Source organism: Pseudomonas sp. 09C 129 (assembly GCF_002843625.1).
Taxonomy (GTDB): Bacteria; Pseudomonadota; Gammaproteobacteria; order Pseudomonadales; family Pseudomonadaceae; genus Aquipseudomonas; species Aquipseudomonas chlororaphis.
This window is the reverse complement of sequence record NZ_CP025261.1, coordinates 4747714-4766278: the sequence shown is the minus strand read 5'-3', so window position 1 is coordinate 4766278 and position 18565 is coordinate 4747714. Positions and strand designations below refer to the sequence as shown.

Here is an 18565-nt window from a genome sequence, read left to right as displayed (position 1 = left end):
GCTTTTCCCTTTGCTTTCAGGCTTGTAGGCCACGAACTGCGCAGCCTTCACGGCATATGAGCGGAACATGAGGTTCCCGTCCAGATTCAACTGGGGTACGCTCGAACGCAGCCAGATGTTCAATCCACACAACGGAGTTCAGCATGGGATACAAGAAGATTCAGGTTCCAGCAGTCGGCGACAAAATCACCGTCAACGCAGACCATTCTCTCAATGTTCCTAACAACCCGATTATCCCTTTCATCGAAGGCGATGGTATTGGCGTTGATATCAGCCCGGTCATGATCAAGGTTGTCGATGCTGCTGTTAAGAAGGCCTACGGCGGCGAGCGCAAAATCTCCTGGATGGAAGTCTATGCCGGCGAGAAAGCAACTCAAGTGTACGACCAGGACACCTGGCTCCCTCAGGAAACCCTGGACGCAGTCAAGGATTACGTGGTTTCCATCAAGGGCCCGCTGACCACTCCGGTAGGTGGCGGTATCCGTTCCCTGAACGTGGCCCTGCGTCAGCAGCTTGACCTGTATGTGTGCCTGCGCCCGGTGCGCTGGTTCGAAGGCGTGCCGAGCCCGGTGAAGAAGCCTGGCGATGTCGACATGACCATTTTTCGTGAGAACTCGGAAGACATTTACGCCGGTATCGAATGGAAGGCCGGCTCCGCCGAAGCCACCAAGGTCATCAAGTTCCTCAAAGAAGAAATGGGCGTCACCAAGATCCGTTTCGACGAAAACTGCGGTATTGGCGTCAAGCCGGTTTCCCTGCAGGGCACCAAGCGTCTGGCGCGCAAAGCGCTGCAATATGTGGTCGACAACGACCGCGATTCGCTGACCATCGTGCATAAAGGCAACATCATGAAGTTCACCGAAGGTGCCTTCAAGGAGTGGGCCTATGAAGTGGCGGCGGAAGAATTTGGCGCGACGCTGCTCGATGGCGGCCCGTGGATGCAGTTCAAGAATCCGAAAACCGGCAAGAACGTGATCGTCAAGGACGCCATCGCCGATGCGATGCTCCAGCAGATCCTGCTGCGTCCGGCCGAATATGACGTGATCGCGACCCTCAACCTGAACGGTGACTACCTGTCCGACGCACTGGCGGCTGAAGTGGGCGGGATCGGCATCGCTCCGGGCGCCAACCTGTCCGACACCGTGGCCATGTTCGAGGCGACCCACGGTACGGCGCCGAAGTACGCGGGCAAGGACCAGGTGAACCCGGGTTCGCTGATCCTGTCCGCGGAAATGATGCTGCGTCACATGGGCTGGACCGAAGCGGCCGACCTGATCATCAAGGGCACCAACGGCGCCATTGGTGCCAAGACCGTGACCTACGACTTCGAGCGCCTGATGGAAGGCGCCACGCTGTTGCCGTCTTCGGCGTTCGGCGATGCGCTGATCTCTCACATGTAAATTGACGCGCTCCAAATGAAACGGCCGGCTCAATCGATTGAGCCGGCCGTTTTTTTATGACTGTTTTTATGACTGGATGCTGAAGATTTTCAGCTCAGGGCCGTTTCCTGGTAGGAGGGGGCTGCGACGGGGGTGTTCTGGGTCTTGATGGATTGGATTTTCACGGCGTGCAGGCCCTTGGGTCCTTGAGTGATCTCGAAGCTCACGGCCTGGCCGGCTTTCAAGGTTTTGTAGCCTTCCATCTCGATGGCCGAGTAGTGGGCGAAAAGGTCGTCGCTTTTACCCTCCTCATTAATGAAGCCATAACCCTTGGCGTTGTTGAACCACTTGACCTTGCCGCTTGCCATGCTCATATCCCTCTGCAACAGACTCCATCACTGGAGTATCATCCAGTTCATCCGTACCGGAATCCGAAAATATAGGATTGACGGTACGGACCTTTATTACCCAATGTGGGCTCTATTGGTTGTAACACCGTTTTGCCGATAGTCAAGGTGACCCGGCGGTCGGAGTTGAAATCCCCCTGGAGTGCCCCCACCACTGTATTTGCTCAACTAACGAACCTTTCTTTCCATGCATGCAATCAGCCAGATTCGACTAACATTCAATCAGGATCGCCCGGATTTCCAAGACGACGATTCCGCTGGCTTGGCTGTACAGGAAGCTAAGCCGACGTTGCAGGCTCCGCCGATGTACAAGGTGGTTTTGTTCAATGATGACTACACACCGATGGATTTCGTCGTCGAAGTGCTCGAGGTGTTTTTTAACCTGAATCGCGAGCTGGCGACCAAGGTAATGCTGGCCGTTCATACAGAAGGACGGGCAGTATGTGGATTGTTTACCCGCGACATCGCCGAGACCAAGGCCATGCAGGTCAACCAGTACGCCAGGGAAAGCCAGCATCCGCTACTCTGTGAAATCGAGAAGGACGGTTAACGCCGACCACTTGGGTATGAGGTGAAGCTATGTTAAACCGCGAGCTCGAAGTCACCCTCAATCTCGCCTTCAAAGAGGCTCGTTCGAAGCGTCATGAGTTCATGACCGTCGAGCACCTCTTGTTGGCTCTTTTGGATAATGAGGCCGCCGCCACCGTTTTGCGTGCCTGCGGAGCAAACCTCGACAAACTCAAGCACGACCTGCAGGAGTTCATCGACTCCACCACGCCGCTGATTCCTGTGCACGACGAGGATCGCGAAACCCAGCCAACCCTGGGCTTCCAGCGTGTGCTGCAACGTGCTGTCTTTCATGTGCAGAGCTCGGGCAAGCGCGAAGTGACCGGCGCCAATGTGCTGGTTGCGATCTTCAGTGAGCAAGAGAGTCAGGCGGTGTTCCTGCTGAAACAGCAGAGCGTTGCCCGCATCGATGTCGTCAACTACATCGCCCATGGCATCTCCAAAGTGCCGGGGCATGGCGATCATTCCGAAGGTGAGCAGGATATGCAGGACGATGAAGGCGGTGAGTCTTCCTCTTCAGGTAATCCGCTGGATGCTTATGCCAGCAATCTCAATGAGCTGGCGCGCCAGGGGCGTATCGACCCGTTGGTCGGGCGTGAGCAGGAAGTCGAGCGTGTGGCGCAGATTCTTGCGCGCCGGCGCAAGAACAACCCGCTGCTGGTGGGCGAGGCCGGGGTCGGTAAAACGGCCATCGCCGAAGGTCTGGCCAAGCGCATCGTCGACAGTCAGGTGCCTGACCTGTTGGCCAGCAGCGTGGTGTACTCCCTGGATCTCGGCGCGTTGCTGGCGGGTACCAAATACCGCGGCGATTTCGAGAAGCGCTTCAAGGCGTTGCTGGGCGAGTTGAAGAAACGTCCGCAGGCGATCCTGTTCATCGACGAGATTCATACCATCATTGGCGCTGGTGCGGCGTCCGGTGGGGTGATGGATGCCTCGAACCTGCTCAAGCCGCTGCTTTCCTCGGGCGACATCCGTTGCATCGGTTCGACCACCTTCCAGGAATTCCGTGGAATTTTCGAGAAGGACCGGGCCTTGGCTCGCCGTTTCCAGAAGGTCGATGTGTCCGAGCCTTCGGTAGAGGACACCATCGGCATTCTGCGCGGCCTCAAGGGGCGTTTCGAGCTGCACCACAGCATCGAGTACAGCGATGAGGCATTGCGCGCCGCCGCCGAACTGGCGTCGCGTTATATCAATGACCGGCATATGCCCGACAAGGCGATCGACGTGATCGACGAGGCGGGCGCCTATCAGCGTCTGCAGCCTGTCGACAAGCGCGTAAAACGCATAGAGGTCGCTCAGGTCGAGGACATCGTGGCGAAAATCGCGCGGATTCCGCCGAAACACGTCACCAGTTCCGACAAGGAGCTGCTGCGTAACCTCGAGCGCGACCTGAAGTTGACGGTGTTCGGCCAGGATGCGGCGATCGACTCGCTGTCGACCGCGATCAAGCTGTCCCGTGCTGGCCTGAAGTCGCCGGACAAACCCGTCGGTTCGTTCCTGTTTGCCGGGCCTACCGGTGTCGGTAAGACCGAGGCTGCACGGCAGTTGGCCAAGGCGCTGGGTATCGAGCTGGTGCGTTTCGACATGTCCGAGTACATGGAGCGTCACACCGTGTCGCGTCTGATCGGTGCGCCTCCGGGTTATGTCGGTTTCGACCAGGGCGGTTTGCTGACCGAAGCGATTACCAAGCAGCCTCACTGCGTATTGCTGCTCGATGAAATCGAAAAGGCCCACCCGGAAGTCTTCAACCTGCTGCTGCAGGTGATGGACCACGGTACCTTGACCGATAACAACGGGCGCAAGGCGGATTTCCGCAACGTGATCGTGATCATGACCACCAACGCAGGTGCCGAGACCGCGGCGCGGGCTTCCATCGGGTTCACTCATCAGGATCACTCTTCCGATGCCATGGAAGTGATCAAGAAGAGCTTCACGCCGGAATTCCGTAACCGTCTGGACACCATTATCCAGTTTGGTCGCCTCAGTCATGAGGTCATCAAAAGCGTGGTGGACAAGTTCCTTACCGAACTGCAGGCGCAGCTGGAGGACAAGCGCGTTCAGCTGGAAGTCACCGATGCGGCCCGCAGCTGGCTGGCGGCTGGTGGTTACGATGTGACCATGGGCGCTCGTCCTATGGCGCGCCTGATCCAGGACAAGATCAAGCGTCCGCTGGCGGAGGAGATACTCTTTGGCGAACTGGCCGAACATGGCGGTGTGGTGCACATCGACATCAAGGATGGCGAGCTGACCTTCGAGTTCGAGACCACCGCAGAAATGGCCTGACCGGCCGCAATAAAAAAAGGCGCCGCAAGGCGCCTTTTTTATATCTGTTCTGTAGGCAGGCAGAGTAAATCGCAGGCAAACAAAAACGCCCGGCATGGGCCGGGCGTCTTGTATTGACTTGCTTAGCGAGCGCGGTAAGTGATGCGCCCTTTGCTCAAGTCATAGGGCGTCAGTTCGACGCGCACTTTGTCACCGGTAAGAATACGAATGTAGTTCTTGCGCATCTTGCCGGAGATATGCGCGGTTACGACGTGCCCATTTTCCAACTCCACACGAAACATGGTGTTGGGCAGGGTGTCGACGACAGTGCCTTCCATTTCGAAGCTGTCTTCTTTCGACATGCAGTAAAGCCCTCGGTGTCCAATGAATGGCCCGGTGCAACTGCGCCAGGCAAAAGCGGCGTGCATTGTGCCCGAAAAGTGGGGTTCAAGCCAAGGGCTTCTAGTTCAGGATGACCCATCTCTGGTTAATCAGCAGCTCAATGGGCCGATATTGGGTCTTGTAGTTCATCTTTTTGCAGTTCTTGATCCAGTATCCGAGGTAGACCGCGTCCAGACCCAGGCGCAAGGCTTCGCCGATCTGCCACAGAATGGCGTAGCGGCCGAGGCTGCGGCGCTCTTCATCGGGTTCGTAGAAGGTGTAGACCGCGGAAAGGCCATTGGGCAGCAGATCGGTGACGGCCACGGCGAGCAGGCGCCCATCGAGGCGGAACTCGTAGAACCTGGAGAAGGGCAGATCGCGAACCAGAAAGGTCGAGAACTGATCGCGGCTGGGTGGGTACATGTCGCCATCGGCGTGGCGTTGCTCGATATAACGCTGATAAAGGTCGAAATATTCTTCGCTGAACCCCGGTTTGACAGGCTGGACTTTCAGGTCGGCATTGCGTTTGAGAATACGTTTTTGCTGACGATTGGGCACAAACTGCGCGGCAGGAATACGTGCCGGAACACAGGCATTGCAGTTTTGGCAATGCGGCCGGTACAGGTGGTCGCCACTGCGGCGAAAGCCCATTTCCGACAGATCTGCGTAGACATGCACATCCATGGGCTGGCTAGGATCGAGGAACAGCGTGGTTGCCTGTTCTTCGGGCAGGTAGCTGCAAGAGTGGGGCTGAGTGGCATAAAACTTCAAACGCGCCAACTCGGTCATGAATCAACCCTCGGGATTAGCTTTGAATTAAGTGTAAGCCACGCTGGCAAAACCCGCCTAGGAAACCCATATGGCGCGGCTGGGCTGGTCCAGATGGCGCCGCAGATAGCCGGCGAACTCCTGGCGGGGGATGGCGCGGGCGCCCAGGCTGTGCAAGTGGTCGGTGGGCATCTGGCAGTCGATCAGGGCGAAGCCCCATGTCCGTAAATGTTGGACCAGCGTGACGAAGCCGAATTTCGATGCATTGTCGGCCCGACTGAACATCGATTCGCCGAAAAACAGCTGGCCCATTGCTAGCCCATACAGCCCGCCCACCAGCAAACCCTGATCCCAGACTTCGACCGAATGGGCATAACCGCGCTTGTGCAGTTCAAGGTAGGCATCCTGCATCGATTCGGTGATCCAGGTGCCGTCGGCATAAGGGCGTGGCGCCGCGCAGGCGCTGATGACCGCGGCAAAATCCTGATCGAAGGTGACCTGGTAGCGTTGCTGGCGCAGCAGCTTGCCCAGGCTGCGGGATACATGCAGTTCGTCTGGAAATAACACGGTGCGTGGGTCGGGTGACCACCAGAGGATGGGCTGGCCTTCGGAAAACCAGGGAAAGCAGCCGTGGCGATAGGCCTGGATCAGCCGGTCGGCCGACAGGTCGCCGCCGGCGGCCAACAGGCCGTTGGGGTCGCGCAGGGCCTTTTCCAGCGGGGGAAAGTCGAAGGTGTTGCGTTGTAACCAGGTCAGCATGGCATTCAGACTTGCGGAAGGGGAGGGCGGTGGCGGGCCTGCAAGGCCCGCCGCAAGCGTAGGTCGGGAGGTCAGTTGTCGTCGAGGAATTTCTCTGCATCGAGGGCCGCCATGCAGCCCGCGCCTGCGGAAGTGACGGCCTGGCGGTATACATGGTCGGCCACGTCGCCCGCGGCGAACACGCCCGGGATGCCGGTGGCCGTGGCGTCGCCTTCGTTGCCACCCTTGACCAGCAGATAGCCATCGCGCATTTCCAGCTGGCCCTTGAACAGATCCGTATTGGGCTTGTGACCGATGGCGATGAATACGCCGGCCAGCGCCAGTTCCTGGGTCTCTCCGGTCAGGCTGTCGCGCAGTCGGGCGCCGGTGACGCCGCTGGCATCGCCCAGCACCTCATCGAGATTCTGGTTCCAGTGCAGGCGGATATTGCCCTTGGCGGCTTTGTCGAACAGCTTGTCCTGGAGGATTTTCTCCGCGCGCAGCTTGTCGCGCCGGTGCACCAGGTGAACCTCTTTGGCGATGTTGGAGAGGTACAGGGCTTCCTCCACGGCGGTGTTGCCGCCACCGATTACGGCAACTACTTGATTGCGATAGAAAAAGCCGTCACAGGTAGCGCAGGCGGATACACCCTTGCCGGCGAAGGCTTCTTCGGAGGGCAGGCCCAGGTACTGGGCCGATGCACCCGTGGCGATGATCAGTGCGTCGCAGCTGTAGGTGCCGCTGTCGCCCTTGAGGATAAAGGGTCGCTGCTGCAACTCCGCGGTATGGATGTGGTCGTAGACGATCTCGGTGTCGAAGCGTTCAGCGTGTTTTTGCATGCGCTCCATCAGCACCGGGCCGGTCAGGCCTTCGACATCGCCAGGCCAATTGTCGACCTCGACGGTGGTGGTCAGTTGACCGCCCGCTTGCAGGCCGGTGATGACGGTCGGTTTGAGGTTGGCGCGGGCGGCATAAACGGCAGCGCTGTAACCGGCAGGGCCGGAGCCCAGAATGATCAGGCGTGAATGCTTCGCTTCGGTCATAAAAACACCTCATAAGCCTTTGTCACAAAAGAGAATGCATGCTCAAATTGAATACTGCGTAAAGTGTTCCTGATTATGCTACACCCAGTATTGAGCAGCGTGGCACGGCGCTTACAAACCCGTACAATGCGGGTTTGTATCCCTATATGGAATACATCGGCATTGCACGCGGCAGCTCTTACAGTTTCGCAATGCGTGGGCAGAATGTTAAAAGTAGCCCCAGTTACGCTCGTCAACTTTTTTACCTGCCTGGATTGGGCAGTATTTTTTAGTCGATCAACAGTTGGACGCGCCCATGGCGCAGGAAAAGACGCGTTTTGAAGAAATCCACCGCAGCACCTAAAACAGTAGTCCCACTCTGGCGCCAGCAATTGCACTACCGGCTCAAGGAAGGTGCGTTGATCGCCATTGGGGCCTTGTGCCTGTTCCTGATGATGGCATTGCTGACATATGGCAAGGACGATCCGGGCTGGAGTCATAACAGCAAGATTGAAGATGTACAGAACTTCGGTGGTCCTGCGGGCTCTTACAGCGCCGATATCCTGTTTATGGTGTTGGGTTACTTCGCCTATATCTTCCCGTTGTTATTGGCGATCAAGACTTATCAGATCTTTCGTCAGCGCCATGAGCCGTGGCAGTGGAGCGGCTGGCTGTTTTCCTGGCGCCTGATCGGCCTGGTATTCCTGGTGCTGTCCGGTGCCGCGTTGGCGCATATCCATTTCCACGCGGCGACCGGCCTGCCGGCTGGCGCAGGTGGGGCGCTGGGTGAAAGCCTGGGCGACCTGGCCAAGAATGCGCTGAATATCCAGGGCAGTACCCTGATGTTTATCGCGCTGTTCCTGTTCGGCCTGACCGTTTTTACCGATCTTTCCTGGTTCAAGGTCATGGATGTGACCGGCAAGATCACCCTTGACCTGTTCGAACTGTTCCAGGGCGCCGCCAACCGCTGGTGGGCGGCCCGTACCGAGCGCAAGCAACTGGTCGCCCAATTGCGTGAAGTGGATGCCCGGGTCGACGAAGTGGTCGCTCCGACCGTGACCGACAAGCGTGAGCAGGCCAAGGTCAAGGAGCGCCTGATCGAGCGCGAGCAGGCCCTGAGCAAGCACATGTCCGACCGTGAGAAACAGGTCCCGCCGGTGATTGCCCCGGCCCCGGTCAAAGCGCCCGAACCCAGCAAGCGCGTGCAGAAAGAGAAACAGGTCCCGCTGTTCATCGACAGCGCGGTCGAAGGCACCTTGCCGCCTATCTCTATTCTCGATCCGGCGGAAAAGAAACAACTCAACTACTCCCCCGAGTCGCTGGCCGCTGTCGGCCATCTGCTGGAAATCAAGCTCAAGGAGTTCGGGGTCGAGGTGTCGGTGGACTCGATCCACCCGGGCCCGGTGATTACCCGTTACGAAATCCAGCCGGCCGCCGGTGTGAAAGTCAGCCGTATCGCCAACCTGGCCAAGGACCTGGCGCGTTCGCTGGCGGTGACCAGCGTGCGGGTAGTGGAAGTGATTCCCGGCAAGACCACCGTGGGCATCGAGATTCCCAACGAAGACCGGCAGATCGTGCGCTTCTCCGAAGTGCTGTCGACCCCGGAATACGACAACTTCAAATCCCCGGTCACTCTGGCCCTGGGCCACGATATCGGCGGCAAGCCGATCATCACCGACCTGGCCAAGATGCCTCACCTGCTGGTGGCCGGGACCACCGGTTCCGGTAAGTCGGTGGGTGTGAACGCGATGATTCTGTCGATCCTGTTCAAGTCCGGCCCGGAAGACGCCAAGCTGATCATGATCGACCCGAAAATGCTCGAGCTGTCGATCTACGAAGGCATCCCGCACCTGTTGTGCCCGGTGGTGACCGACATGAAGGACGCCGCCAACGCCCTGCGCTGGAGCGTGGCCGAGATGGAGCGGCGCTACAAGCTGATGGCGAAGATGGGCGTGCGTAACCTGTCGGGCTTCAACGCCAAGGTTAAAGAAGCGATCGAAGCCGGTACGCCGCTGACCGACCCACTGTACAACCGCGAAAGTATTCACGACGAAGCGCCGCTGCTGACCAAGCTGCCGACCATCGTCGTGGTGGTCGACGAATTCGCCGACATGATGATGATCGTCGGCAAGAAGGTCGAAGAACTGATCGCGCGGATCGCCCAGAAAGCCCGTGCCGCGGGGATCCACCTGATCCTGGCGACCCAGCGTCCGTCGGTGGACGTGATCACCGGCCTGATCAAGGCCAACATCCCGACCCGCATGGCGTTCCAGGTATCGAGCAAGATCGACTCGCGGACCATCATCGACCAGGGCGGCGCCGAACAGCTGCTGGGGCACGGTGACATGCTCTACATGCCGCCGGGCACCAGCCTGCCGATCCGCGTCCATGGCGCCTTCGTCTCCGACGATGAGGTGCACCGTGTGGTGGAGGCCTGGAAACTGCGTGGCGCACCGGAGTACAACGACGACATCCTCAACGGTGTCGAAGAAGCCGGTAGCGGCTTCGACGGCAGCAGCGGCGGTGGTGACGGTGACGACGCCGAGACCGACGCGCTGTACGACGAGGCGGTGCAGTTCGTCCTCGAGAGCCGCCGGGCATCGATCTCCGCGGTTCAGCGCAAGCTCAAGATCGGCTACAACCGTGCGGCCCGCATGATCGAAGCCATGGAAATGGCCGGTGTGGTGACCGCCATGAACACCAACGGCTCGCGCGAAGTGATAGCGCCGGGTCCGATGCGCGACTAATGACCCGACACAGGCGGCGCGCCCCAGCGCCGCCGGTTTTTTCCACGAATCTAATGAGGACTCCCATGCGTCTTATCCGCATGTTGCTGGTACCGGTACTGGCTTTAACGACGCTGTCGGCCCATGCCGATCAGAAAGACGTGGCGCGCCTGACCCAGTTGCTCGAAAAGTCCCAGACCCTGACCGCGCGTTTCTCGCAACTGACCCTAGACGGCAGCGGCACCCAGCTGCAGGAAACCGCTGGCGACATGGCGCTGAAGCGCCCGGGCCTGTTCTACTGGCACACCGATGCGCCGCAGGAGCAACTGATGGTCTCCGACGGCAAGAAGGTTTCCCTGTGGGACCCGGACCTGGAGCAGGTCACCATCAAGACCCTGGACCAGCGCCTGACCCAGACCCCAGCCTTGTTGTTGTCGGGCGATGTGTCGAAAATCAGCGAAAGCTTCGACATCAGCGCCAAGGAGGCCGGTGGCGTGGTGGACTTCATCCTCAAGCCGAAAACCAAGGACACCCTGTTCGACAGCCTGCGCCTGTCGTTCCGCAATGGCCTGGTGAATGACATGCAACTGATCGACAGTGTTGGCCAGCGCACCAATATCCTGTTCACCGGGGTCAAGGCCAACGAGCCGATCGCCGCTTCCAAGTTCAAGTTCGACATCCCCAAGGGTGCCGACGTGATCCAAGAATAAGTCGCCGCCAAGAGGTTTCAATCGTCCGCCATGGATCTGTTTCGCAGTGACCCGATCGCCCAACCCCTGGCCGCGCGCCTGCGCCCGGCCAACCTGGACGAGTACGTCGGTCAGGAACATGTGCTCGCCCGCGGCAAGCCTCTGCGCGAAGCGCTGGAGCAGGGGGCTTTGCACTCGATGATCTTCTGGGGGCCGCCGGGCGTGGGCAAGACCACCCTGGCGCGGCTCCTGGCGAAAGTCTCGGATGCGCACTTCGAAACGGTCTCGGCGGTGCTGGCCGGGGTCAAGGAGATCCGCCAGGCGGTGGAAATCGCCAAGCAGCAGGCGGCCCAATACGGGCGCCGGACCATCCTGTTCGTCGACGAAGTGCACCGTTTCAACAAGTCCCAGCAGGATGCCTTCCTGCCCTATGTCGAAGACGGCACCCTGATTTTCATTGGTGCGACCACCGAGAACCCGTCCTTCGAGCTGAACAACGCACTGTTGTCCCGGGCCCGGGTGTATGTGCTCAAGAGCCTCGACGAGGCGGCTCTGCACAAGCTGGTACAGCGGGCCTTGACTGAGGAACGCGGGCTGGGCAAGCGCCAGCTGAGCCTCAGCGACGAAGGCTTCCAGATGCTCCTGGCAGCGGCGGACGGCGATGGCCGGCGCCTGCTCAACTTGCTGGAGAATGCCTCGGATCTCTCCGAAGACGGGACGCAAATCGGTGTCGAGCTGCTGCAAAGCCTGCTGGGCGATACCCGCCGGCGTTTCGACAAGGGCGGCGAAGCCTTCTACGACCAGATATCGGCGCTGCACAAGTCGGTCCGCGGTTCCAACCCGGACGGGGCCCTGTACTGGTTCGCGCGGATGCTCGACGGCGGTTGCGACCCGCTGTACCTGGCGCGGCGCGTGGTGCGCATGGCCAGCGAAGACATCGGCAACGCCGATCCACGGGCCCTGAGCCTGTGCCTGGCGGCCTGGGACGTGCAGGAGCGCCTCGGCAGCCCCGAAGGCGAGCTGGCGGTGGCCCAGGCCATCACCTACCTGGCCTGCGCGCCAAAAAGCAACGCCGTGTACATGGGCTTCAAGGCCGCCATGCGCAGCGCTGCCGAGCATGGGTCGCTGGAAGTGCCGCTGCACCTGCGCAATGCGCCGACCAAACTGATGAAGCAACTGGGTTACGGCGACGAATATCGTTATGCCCATGATGAGCCGGATGCCTACGCGGCCGGCGAAGACTACTTTCCCGAGGCGCTGGAGCCGCAACCCTTCTATCAACCCGTGCCCCGTGGCCTGGAACTGAAGATCGGCGAGAAGCTCAAGCACCTGACGGAGCTTGACCGGGCCAGCTCCAAGCAGCGGAGAAAACCGTGATCCCGTTGATCCTTGCCGTCTCGGTGGGTGGTATTGCCGGAACCCTGTTGCGCTTTGCCACCGGTAACTGGATCAGCGCCAATTGGCCGCGGCACTTCTATACCGCGACGCTGGCCGTTAATATCGTGGGCTGCCTGCTGATCGGCGTGCTGTACGGCCTGTTTCTGATACGCCCGGAGGTGCCCATCGAGGTGCGCGCCGGGTTGATGGTGGGCTTCCTTGGCGGCCTGACGACTTTTTCATCCTTTTCACTGGATACGGTGCGTCTGCTGGAAAGTGGACAGATTCCGCTGGCCCTGGGCTATGCGGCCATCAGCGTATTCGGCGGGCTGCTCGCGACCTGGGCCGGCCTGTCCCTGACCAAACTTTGATAAACGAGAGACCGACATGCTCGATTCCAAACTGTTACGTAGCAACCTTCAGGACGTAGCGGACCGCCTGGCATCCCGTGGCTTTGCCCTGGATGTAGCACGCATCGAAGCGCTGGAAGAACAGCGCAAGACCGTCCAGACCCGCACCGAACAACTGCAGGCCGAACGTAACGCGCGCTCCAAGTCCATCGGTCAGGCCAAGCAGCGCGGCGAAGACATCGCGCCACTGATGGCCGACGTCGAGCGCATGGCGGGCGAGTTGGCGGTCGGCAAGGTTGAGCTGGACGCCATTCAAACCGAGCTGGATGCGATCCTGCAGGGCATCCCGAACCTGCCCCACGAATCGGTGCCGGTTGGCGACGACGAAGAGGGCAACGTCGAAGTGCGCCGCTGGGGCACGCCGACGGCGTTCGACTTTCCGATCCTGGACCACGTCGCCCTGGGCGAAAAACACGGCTGGCTGGATTTCGAGACCGCGGCCAAGCTGTCGGGCGCGCGTTTTGCCCTGCTGCGCGGGCCGATCGCCCGTCTGCACCGCGCCCTGGCGCAGTTCATGATCAACCTGCACACCAGCGAGCATGGTTACGAAGAGGCCTACACCCCTTACCTGGTGCAGGCACCGGCATTGGTGGGGACCGGCCAACTGCCGAAGTTCGAAGAAGACCTGTTCAAGATCAGCCGTGAAAACGAAGCCGATCTGTACCTGATCCCGACCGCCGAAGTGTCGCTGACCAATATCGTGGCCGGCGAGATCCTCGATCCGAAGCAGTTGCCGATCAAGTTCGTCGCTCACACCCCGTGCTTCCGCAGCGAAGCCGGTTCGTCGGGTCGCGACACCCGCGGCATGATCCGCCAGCACCAGTTCGACAAGGTCGAGATGGTCCAGATCGTCGAGCCATCGACCTCCATGGAAGCCCTGGAAGGCCTGACCGCCAACGCCGAGAAAGTCCTGCAACTGCTGGAGCTGCCTTACCGCACCCTGGCGCTGTGCACCGGCGACATGGGTTTCAGCGCGGTCAAGACCTATGACCTGGAAGTGTGGATCCCGAGCCAGGACAAGTACCGCGAGATTTCGTCGTGCTCCAACTGCGGCGACTTCCAGGCCCGTCGCATGCAGGCGCGCTTCCGCAATCCGGAAACCGGCAAGCCGGAACTGGTGCATACCCTGAACGGTTCCGGCCTGGCGGTCGGTCGTACCCTGGTGGCGGTGCTGGAGAACTACCAGCAGGCCGACGGCTCGATCCGTGTGCCTGAGGTGCTCAAGCCTTACATGGGCGGCCTCGAGGTCATCGGCTAAATGGAATTTCTGCCGCTGTTTCATAACCTGCGCGGCAGTCGTGTGTTGGTGGTCGGCGGCGGGGAGATTGCCTTGCGCAAATCCCGTCTGCTGGCCGACGCCGGTGCGCTGCTGCGGGTAGTTGCACCTGAAGTGGAACCCCAGTTGCGCGAGCTGGTCACGGCCAGCGGCGGCGAATGCCTGTCGCGCGGTTATGTCGAGGCGGACCTGGACGGCTGCGTGCTGATCATCGCCGCCACCGACGACGAACCGCTCAATGCCCAGGTCTCCGCCGACGCTCATCGGCGCTGCGTGCCGGTCAATGTGGTGGACGCGCCGGCCCTGTGCAGCGTGATCTTCCCGGCGATCGTCGACCGTTCGCCGTTGGTGATCGCGGTCTCCAGCGGCGGCGATGCGCCGGTGCTGGCGCGCCTGATCCGGGCCAAGCTGGAAACCTGGATTCCCTCGACCTACGGTCAACTGGCCGGCCTGGCCGCGCGTTTTCGCAATCAGGTCAAAGGCCTGTTTCCGGACGTGCAGCAGCGTCGTGCCTTTTGGGAAGACGTGTTCCAGGGACCGATCGCCGACCGGCAGCTGGCCGGGCAGGGCGAGGAGGCCGAGCGCTTGCTGCAGGCCAAGATCGCCGGCGAAGCGCCCCATGCGCCGGGCGAGGTGTATCTGGTGGGGGCCGGGCCGGGCGATCCGGATCTGCTGACCTTCCGCGCCTTGCGCCTGATGCAGCAAGCCGATGTGGTGCTCTACGACCGCCTCGTAGCTCCGGCGATTCTCGAGCTGTGCCGGCGCGATGCCGAGCGGGTGTATGTCGGCAAGCGTCGCGCTGATCACGCCTTGCCCCAAGAGCAGATCAACCAGCAACTGGTGGACCTGGCCAAACAGGGCAAGCGCGTGCTGCGTCTGAAGGGTGGCGATCCGTTCATCTTCGGCCGTGGCGGCGAAGAGATCGAAGAGCTGGCGGCCCATGGCATTCCGTTCCAGGTGGTGCCGGGGATTACCGCGGCCAGCGGCTGCGCGGCCTATGCCGGCATTCCTTTGACCCACCGTGACTATGCGCAGTCCGTGCGTTTCGTCACCGGGCATCTGAAGGATGGCACCACCGATCTGCCCTGGGCCGACCTGGTCGCGCCTGCACAGACCCTGGTGTTCTATATGGGCCTGGTGGGCTTGCCGGTGATCTGCGAGCAACTGATCCAGCATGGCCGTTCGGCGAATACGCCGGCCGCCTTGATCCAGCAGGGCACGACCGCCAACCAGCGAGTGTTCACCGGCACCCTGGCGGATCTGCCGAAGCTGGTGGCGGAGCATGAAGTGCATGCGCCGACCCTGGTGATCGTCGGCGAAGTGGTGCAGCTTCGCGAGAAGCTCGCCTGGTTCGAAGGCGCGCAGTCGCAGGTCTGAAAGCATCGCGGGCAATCTCACTCCTACACAGAAAATCTCTTCTGTAGGAGCGAGGCTTGCCCGCGATAGCGATCTCAAGAACGATCGCTCTCCTGAGTTATTTCTTGTTGCCTTGCCAAACCCCACGCCCGCTCAAACGCTCGCGATCATGCGCCGCATCGAAGTCCTGCGCCGGCCCTTTCGGCACGATGCCGGTCGGGTTGATGGTGCGATGACTGGCGTAGTAGTGCCCCTTGATATGGGCAAAGTCCACGGTTTCGCCGATCCCCGGCCATTGGTACAGCTCGCGCAGCCAGTTCGACAGGTTCGGATAGTCGGCGATCCGCCGCAGGTTGCACTTGAAGTGACCGTAATACACCGCGTCGAAGCGGATCAGCGTGGTGAACAGGCGGATGTCCGCTTCCGTCAGGTATTCGCCGGCCAGGTAGCGTTGGCCGCCCAGGCGCCGTTCCAGCCAGTCGAGTTCGGCGAACAGATCGTCGAAGGCCGCTTCGTAGGCTTGCTGCGAAGTGGCGAAGCCGGCGCGATACACACCATTGTTCACCGCGGGGTAGATACGTGCGTTCAGTTCGTCGATTTCACCGCGTAGCGGCTCCGGATAGAAGTCCAGGCCGTTACCGCTCAGGCCATCGAAGGCGCTGTTGAACATGCGGATGATTTCCGCCGACTCGTTGCTGACGATGCGTTTCTGCTGCTTGTCCCAGAGCACGGGCACGGTGACGCGGCCGGTGTAGTCGCGGGTATCGGCGGTGTAGCGTTGGTGGAGGAAATCCAGATGATCCAGCTGGTCGCCGCTGGAGCCCAGGGCCCGGTCGAAAGTCCAGCCCTGTTCCAGCATCAGCCAGCTGACCACCGACACATCGACCAGGCTTTCCAAACCCTTGAGCTTGCGCAGGATCAGCGTGCGGTGAGCCCAGGGGCAGGCCAGGGATACGTACAGATGATAACGGCCGGCTTCCGCGCGAAAACCGCCTTCGCCGCTAGGGCCTGGTTTGCCGTCAGCGGTCACCCAGTTGCGGCGTTGCGCCTGTTCGCGCTGGAAGGCGCCGTCTTTGCTGCTTTCGTACCACTGGTCGTGCCAGCGTCCTTCAATCAGCAGGCCCATAAAAAACTCCTCGGTCAGTGTGCATTGGAGTGCAGTCTAATCCGAGGGGTTCGAACGAATTACGCAAAAGTCCGGCAGTTATGATCGGTTAAATCGATCTTTCGCGCGCGTCCCAGTAGTGCTGAGCTTGCTCGAAAGCCTGTTCCCGGGGCATGCCGAGCCCGCGCAGGGCCAGGGCCATGGTGGCGATCAGCGCCAGTTGCGGGTAGCTGTCCTGCACATCGCCGCGCCAGACGGCTTTCAGGTGCTCGGGGTCGAGGCTGGCCGGTTTGACATGGCGCTGCTCGGACTGGGCCGGCCATTCCTCATCCCAACTGATACCGCCAGTGGTGCCGTACAAGTGGCTGGCGCTGTCCGGGTTGATCTCGATTTCGCCGCCGTCGCCCTTGATCACAATGACGTTGTCCCCCAGCAGGCCGCTGGCATCGCGATGCACGCCCTGATAGCCGGGGTGGAAGATGCTTTGCAGGCAGCAGCGCGCGCCCAACGGGTTGAGGATGCGCGCCAGGGAGTGGATCGGCGAGCGCAGGCCCAGGGTATTACGCAAGTCGATCATGCGTTGCAGCTGTGGCGCCCAGTCGCCCAGGGGGATGAAGGCCAGGTTGCCCTGGGCCAGCGCGGCATCGACCGCCTGCCAGTCGCGGCACAGCGGGATGTGCAGCTGCTCCAGCAATTGCTCGGTGTACAGCCGGCCGGCGGTGTGGGCGCCGCCACCGTGCAGCAGGATACGCACGCCGTTTTGTGCCAGGCACTTGGCGGCCAGCAGGAACCAGGGCAGGTGGCGCTTTTTGCCGGCGTAGCTGGGCCAGTCCAGATCGACCTTGATCGGTGGCGCCTGCAGGCGCTGGCGCAGGGCTTCGGTAAAGCCCGCCAGCTCCTCGGGGCTTTCTTCCTTGTGCCGCAACAGCATCAGGAAGGCGCCGAGCTGGGTGTCCTCGACCTTGTCGTCGAGCAGCATGCCCATGGCTTCCCGGGCTTCTTCACGGGTGAGGCTGCGGGCGCCGCGTTTGCCTTTGCCGAGAATGCGCACGAACTGCGCGAAAGGATGCTCGGTGGGCGTTTCGGTGGTCAGCGGGGTGTAATCGGTCATAAGCAATTGGTCGGCTTGGGCAGGCCCGCCAGCTTGGCGGCAAGTTTGGCGGGAGTGCCTTTGAACAGTCGGTTCAGGTGCAGGCTGTTGCCCTTGTCCGGGCCCAGCTTCAAGGCGGTGTATTTGATCAGTGGGCGGGTCGCGGGCGACAGCTGGAACTCCTGGTAGAAGCCACGCAGCAGCTCGAGGATTTCCCAGTGCTCGGGGGTCAGTTCGATCTGTTCCGCCGCGGCCAGGGCAGCGGCCACTTCGCTGGACCAGTCGCCCAGTTCCACCAGGTAGCCGTCCTTGTCCAGGGCGATGGCGCGTTCGCCGACAGTCAGTGCGTTCATAACCAGCTGTTGACCTTGTCGTACTGGATCGACAGCGCGACGAACGCCGGGTAATCGACACTCGTGGCCCAGGCCGGAACCTCCAGGCCTCGGGCCTGGTGGTCTTCCGCCAAAACGTAGAGCGACAGCGTCTCGCCGCGTGCCTGCAGGGCCGCCAGCGGCGCGCTGCCAGGCTGCAGGGCGTACACCGCATCGCCGCACAGGAGGATGGCATCCTGCGGGCCGAGCAGGCGCAGGCAACTGGTCAGCCGGGAGTCGGTGAAAGGCGAGTGGGACAGCACGTGCAAGGTCGACATCAGAGGGTGATCACCTGGTCAAAACGGTCAATAAGTGCGCCGAGTTCGGCCGGGGCCAGAACCTGCACCTCGTCCAGGTTCAGCGCGGCCGGGTCCAGGCCGCGTTCCGCCACGCTGGCGCCGCAGGCGAACAGCTGCTCCACACCAAACAGCGGCAGGGCCTGCAGATTGGCGCTGAGGTCCTTTTGCTGCACGGCAGCGGCTTTTTGCCCGGGGGCCAGCTGAAACACGCCATCGTCAAGAAACAGCAGGCCGATCGGCAAGTCGAAGGCGCCGCCCGCCAGCACGATATCCAGGGCTTCGCGGGCACCGGGGCCGGACCAGGGCGCCTGGCGGCTGATGATCAACAGGGATTGCGCCATG

General features: G+C 61.1%; 19 protein-coding genes. 9 read left to right on the top strand and 10 right to left on the bottom strand.

What is annotated here, in order from left to right; translation table 11 throughout:
* Positions 1-143: 143 nt before the first annotated feature.
* Positions 144-1400 carry an NADP-dependent isocitrate dehydrogenase gene (gene icd / locus CXQ81_RS21230; RefSeq protein WP_101338477.1) on the top strand — a complete coding sequence of 419 codons (1257 nt, stop codon included), beginning with the start codon at positions 144-146 and terminating at the stop codon, positions 1398-1400.
* 89 nt (positions 1401-1489) lie between these two features.
* On the opposite strand, the gene cspD is transcribed toward icd, so the two are convergent.
* Positions 1490-1747: a cold shock domain-containing protein CspD gene (cspD, locus tag CXQ81_RS21225; RefSeq protein WP_007929210.1), complete on the bottom strand. Its 258-nt coding sequence runs from the start codon at positions 1745-1747 to the stop codon at positions 1490-1492.
* 226 nt (positions 1748-1973) lie between these two features.
* Between cspD and clpS the strand changes: the two genes are divergently transcribed.
* Both clpS and clpA read left to right on the top strand, forming a co-directional pair.
* The gene (gene clpS / locus CXQ81_RS21220) at positions 1974-2336 is read left to right on the top strand and encodes an ATP-dependent Clp protease adapter ClpS (RefSeq protein WP_009044582.1); all 363 of its coding nucleotides are present in this window, start codon (positions 1974-1976) and stop codon (positions 2334-2336) included.
* A gap of 29 nt (positions 2337-2365) precedes the next feature.
* Entirely contained in the window at positions 2366-4636 is a 2271-nt protein-coding gene (gene clpA / locus CXQ81_RS21215) for an ATP-dependent Clp protease ATP-binding subunit ClpA (RefSeq protein WP_007929214.1), read from the top strand.
* Between the two features lie 122 nt (positions 4637-4758).
* Here clpA and infA read toward each other — a convergent pair whose 3' ends face one another.
* The 4 genes from infA to trxB form a co-directional block, all read right to left on the bottom strand.
* On the bottom strand, positions 4759-4977 hold the full coding sequence (gene infA / locus CXQ81_RS21210; protein WP_002553999.1) for a translation initiation factor IF-1: 219 nt from the start codon (positions 4975-4977) through the stop codon (positions 4759-4761).
* A gap of 100 nt (positions 4978-5077) precedes the next feature.
* The gene (locus CXQ81_RS21205; protein WP_007929216.1) at positions 5078-5785 is read right to left on the bottom strand and encodes an arginyltransferase; all 708 of its coding nucleotides are present in this window, start codon (positions 5783-5785) and stop codon (positions 5078-5080) included.
* Positions 5786-5842: 57 nt separating this feature from the next.
* Positions 5843-6523 (bottom strand): leucyl/phenylalanyl-tRNA--protein transferase, encoded by a 681-nt coding sequence (gene aat / locus CXQ81_RS21200; RefSeq protein WP_085534134.1) that lies wholly within the window; start codon positions 6521-6523, stop codon positions 5843-5845.
* Between the two features lie 71 nt (positions 6524-6594).
* The gene (gene trxB / locus CXQ81_RS21195; RefSeq protein ID WP_101338476.1) at positions 6595-7545 is read right to left on the bottom strand and encodes a thioredoxin-disulfide reductase; all 951 of its coding nucleotides are present in this window, start codon (positions 7543-7545) and stop codon (positions 6595-6597) included.
* A 317-nt stretch (positions 7546-7862) separates the two neighbouring features.
* On the opposite strand from trxB, the gene ftsK reads away from it, so the two are divergent.
* The 6 genes from ftsK to cysG all read left to right on the top strand — a co-directional run bounded on the left by ftsK (position 7863) and on the right by cysG (position 15379).
* Entirely contained in the window at positions 7863-10271 is a 2409-nt protein-coding gene (ftsK, locus tag CXQ81_RS21190) for a DNA translocase FtsK (RefSeq protein WP_101338475.1), read from the top strand.
* Between the two features lie 65 nt (positions 10272-10336).
* Positions 10337-10960 carry an outer membrane lipoprotein chaperone LolA gene (gene lolA, locus CXQ81_RS21185; RefSeq protein WP_007929220.1) on the top strand — a complete coding sequence of 208 codons (624 nt, stop codon included), beginning with the start codon at positions 10337-10339 and terminating at the stop codon, positions 10958-10960.
* A 30-nt stretch (positions 10961-10990) separates the two neighbouring features.
* Entirely contained in the window at positions 10991-12316 is a 1326-nt protein-coding gene (locus tag CXQ81_RS21180; RefSeq protein WP_101338474.1) for a replication-associated recombination protein A, read from the top strand.
* On the top strand, positions 12313-12687 hold the full coding sequence (gene crcB, locus CXQ81_RS21175; RefSeq protein ID WP_007929222.1) for a fluoride efflux transporter CrcB: 375 nt from the start codon (positions 12313-12315) through the stop codon (positions 12685-12687). Before CXQ81_RS21180 ends, crcB begins: the two co-directional genes overlap by 4 nt.
* 16 nt (positions 12688-12703) lie before the next feature.
* Positions 12704-13984, top strand: coding sequence for a serine--tRNA ligase (serS, locus tag CXQ81_RS21170; RefSeq protein WP_007929229.1), 1281 nt, complete (start codon positions 12704-12706; stop codon positions 13982-13984).
* A complete protein-coding gene (gene cysG, locus CXQ81_RS21165) occupies positions 13985-15379 on the top strand; it encodes a siroheme synthase CysG (RefSeq protein WP_101338473.1) in 1395 nt (464 codons plus the stop codon).
* A 97-nt stretch (positions 15380-15476) separates the two neighbouring features.
* On the opposite strand, the gene CXQ81_RS21160 is transcribed toward cysG, so the two are convergent.
* From CXQ81_RS21160 to tusC, 5 genes are all read right to left on the bottom strand, one after another.
* The gene (locus CXQ81_RS21160) at positions 15477-16484 is read right to left on the bottom strand and encodes a glutathione S-transferase family protein (protein WP_007929234.1); all 1008 of its coding nucleotides are present in this window, start codon (positions 16482-16484) and stop codon (positions 15477-15479) included.
* 88 nt (positions 16485-16572) lie between these two features.
* Positions 16573-17574: a glycosyl transferase family protein gene (locus CXQ81_RS21155; RefSeq protein ID WP_101338472.1), complete on the bottom strand. Its 1002-nt coding sequence runs from the start codon at positions 17572-17574 to the stop codon at positions 16573-16575.
* Positions 17571-17906: a TusE/DsrC/DsvC family sulfur relay protein gene (locus tag CXQ81_RS21150; protein ID WP_007929238.1), complete on the bottom strand. Its 336-nt coding sequence runs from the start codon at positions 17904-17906 to the stop codon at positions 17571-17573. The genes CXQ81_RS21155 and CXQ81_RS21150 overlap by 4 nt, the downstream gene beginning before the upstream one ends.
* Complete coding sequence (tusB, locus tag CXQ81_RS21145; protein WP_053261833.1) at positions 17903-18202, bottom strand: sulfurtransferase complex subunit TusB; 300 nt, start codon at positions 18200-18202, stop codon at positions 17903-17905. The genes CXQ81_RS21150 and tusB overlap by 4 nt, the downstream gene beginning before the upstream one ends.
* Positions 18202-18564, bottom strand: a complete 363-nt coding sequence (gene tusC, locus CXQ81_RS21140) for a sulfurtransferase complex subunit TusC (RefSeq protein WP_085534145.1) — start codon at positions 18562-18564, stop codon at positions 18202-18204. Before tusC ends, tusB begins: the two co-directional genes overlap by 1 nt.
* Position 18565 lies beyond the last annotated feature (1 nt).

Coding starts and splice junctions, on each gene's coding strand:
- tusC (WP_085534145.1), bottom strand. CDS start 18,564: ATGGCGCAATCCCTGTTGATCATCAGCCGCCAGGCGCCCTGGTCCGGC.
- icd (WP_101338477.1), top strand. CDS start 144: ATGGGATACAAGAAGATTCAGGTTCCAGCAGTCGGCGACAAAATCACC.
- CXQ81_RS21180 (WP_101338474.1), top strand. CDS start 10,991: ATGGATCTGTTTCGCAGTGACCCGATCGCCCAACCCCTGGCCGCGCGC.
- aat (WP_085534134.1), bottom strand. CDS start 6,523: ATGCTGACCTGGTTACAACGCAACACCTTCGACTTTCCCCCGCTGGAA.
- cysG (WP_101338473.1), top strand. CDS start 13,985: ATGGAATTTCTGCCGCTGTTTCATAACCTGCGCGGCAGTCGTGTGTTG.
- infA (WP_002553999.1), bottom strand. CDS start 4,977: ATGTCGAAAGAAGACAGCTTCGAAATGGAAGGCACTGTCGTCGACACC.
- clpS (WP_009044582.1), top strand. CDS start 1,974: ATGCATGCAATCAGCCAGATTCGACTAACATTCAATCAGGATCGCCCG.
- serS (WP_007929229.1), top strand. CDS start 12,704: ATGCTCGATTCCAAACTGTTACGTAGCAACCTTCAGGACGTAGCGGAC.
- cspD (WP_007929210.1), bottom strand. CDS start 1,747: ATGGCAAGCGGCAAGGTCAAGTGGTTCAACAACGCCAAGGGTTATGGC.
- CXQ81_RS21205 (WP_007929216.1), bottom strand. CDS start 5,785: ATGACCGAGTTGGCGCGTTTGAAGTTTTATGCCACTCAGCCCCACTCT.
- lolA (WP_007929220.1), top strand. CDS start 10,337: ATGCGTCTTATCCGCATGTTGCTGGTACCGGTACTGGCTTTAACGACG.
- clpA (WP_007929214.1), top strand. CDS start 2,366: ATGTTAAACCGCGAGCTCGAAGTCACCCTCAATCTCGCCTTCAAAGAG.
- CXQ81_RS21160 (WP_007929234.1), bottom strand. CDS start 16,484: ATGGGCCTGCTGATTGAAGGACGCTGGCACGACCAGTGGTACGAAAGC.
- trxB (WP_101338476.1), bottom strand. CDS start 7,545: ATGACCGAAGCGAAGCATTCACGCCTGATCATTCTGGGCTCCGGCCCT.
- CXQ81_RS21150 (WP_007929238.1), bottom strand. CDS start 17,906: ATGAACGCACTGACTGTCGGCGAACGCGCCATCGCCCTGGACAAGGAC.
- tusB (WP_053261833.1), bottom strand. CDS start 18,202: ATGTCGACCTTGCACGTGCTGTCCCACTCGCCTTTCACCGACTCCCGG.
- CXQ81_RS21155 (WP_101338472.1), bottom strand. CDS start 17,574: ATGACCGATTACACCCCGCTGACCACCGAAACGCCCACCGAGCATCCT.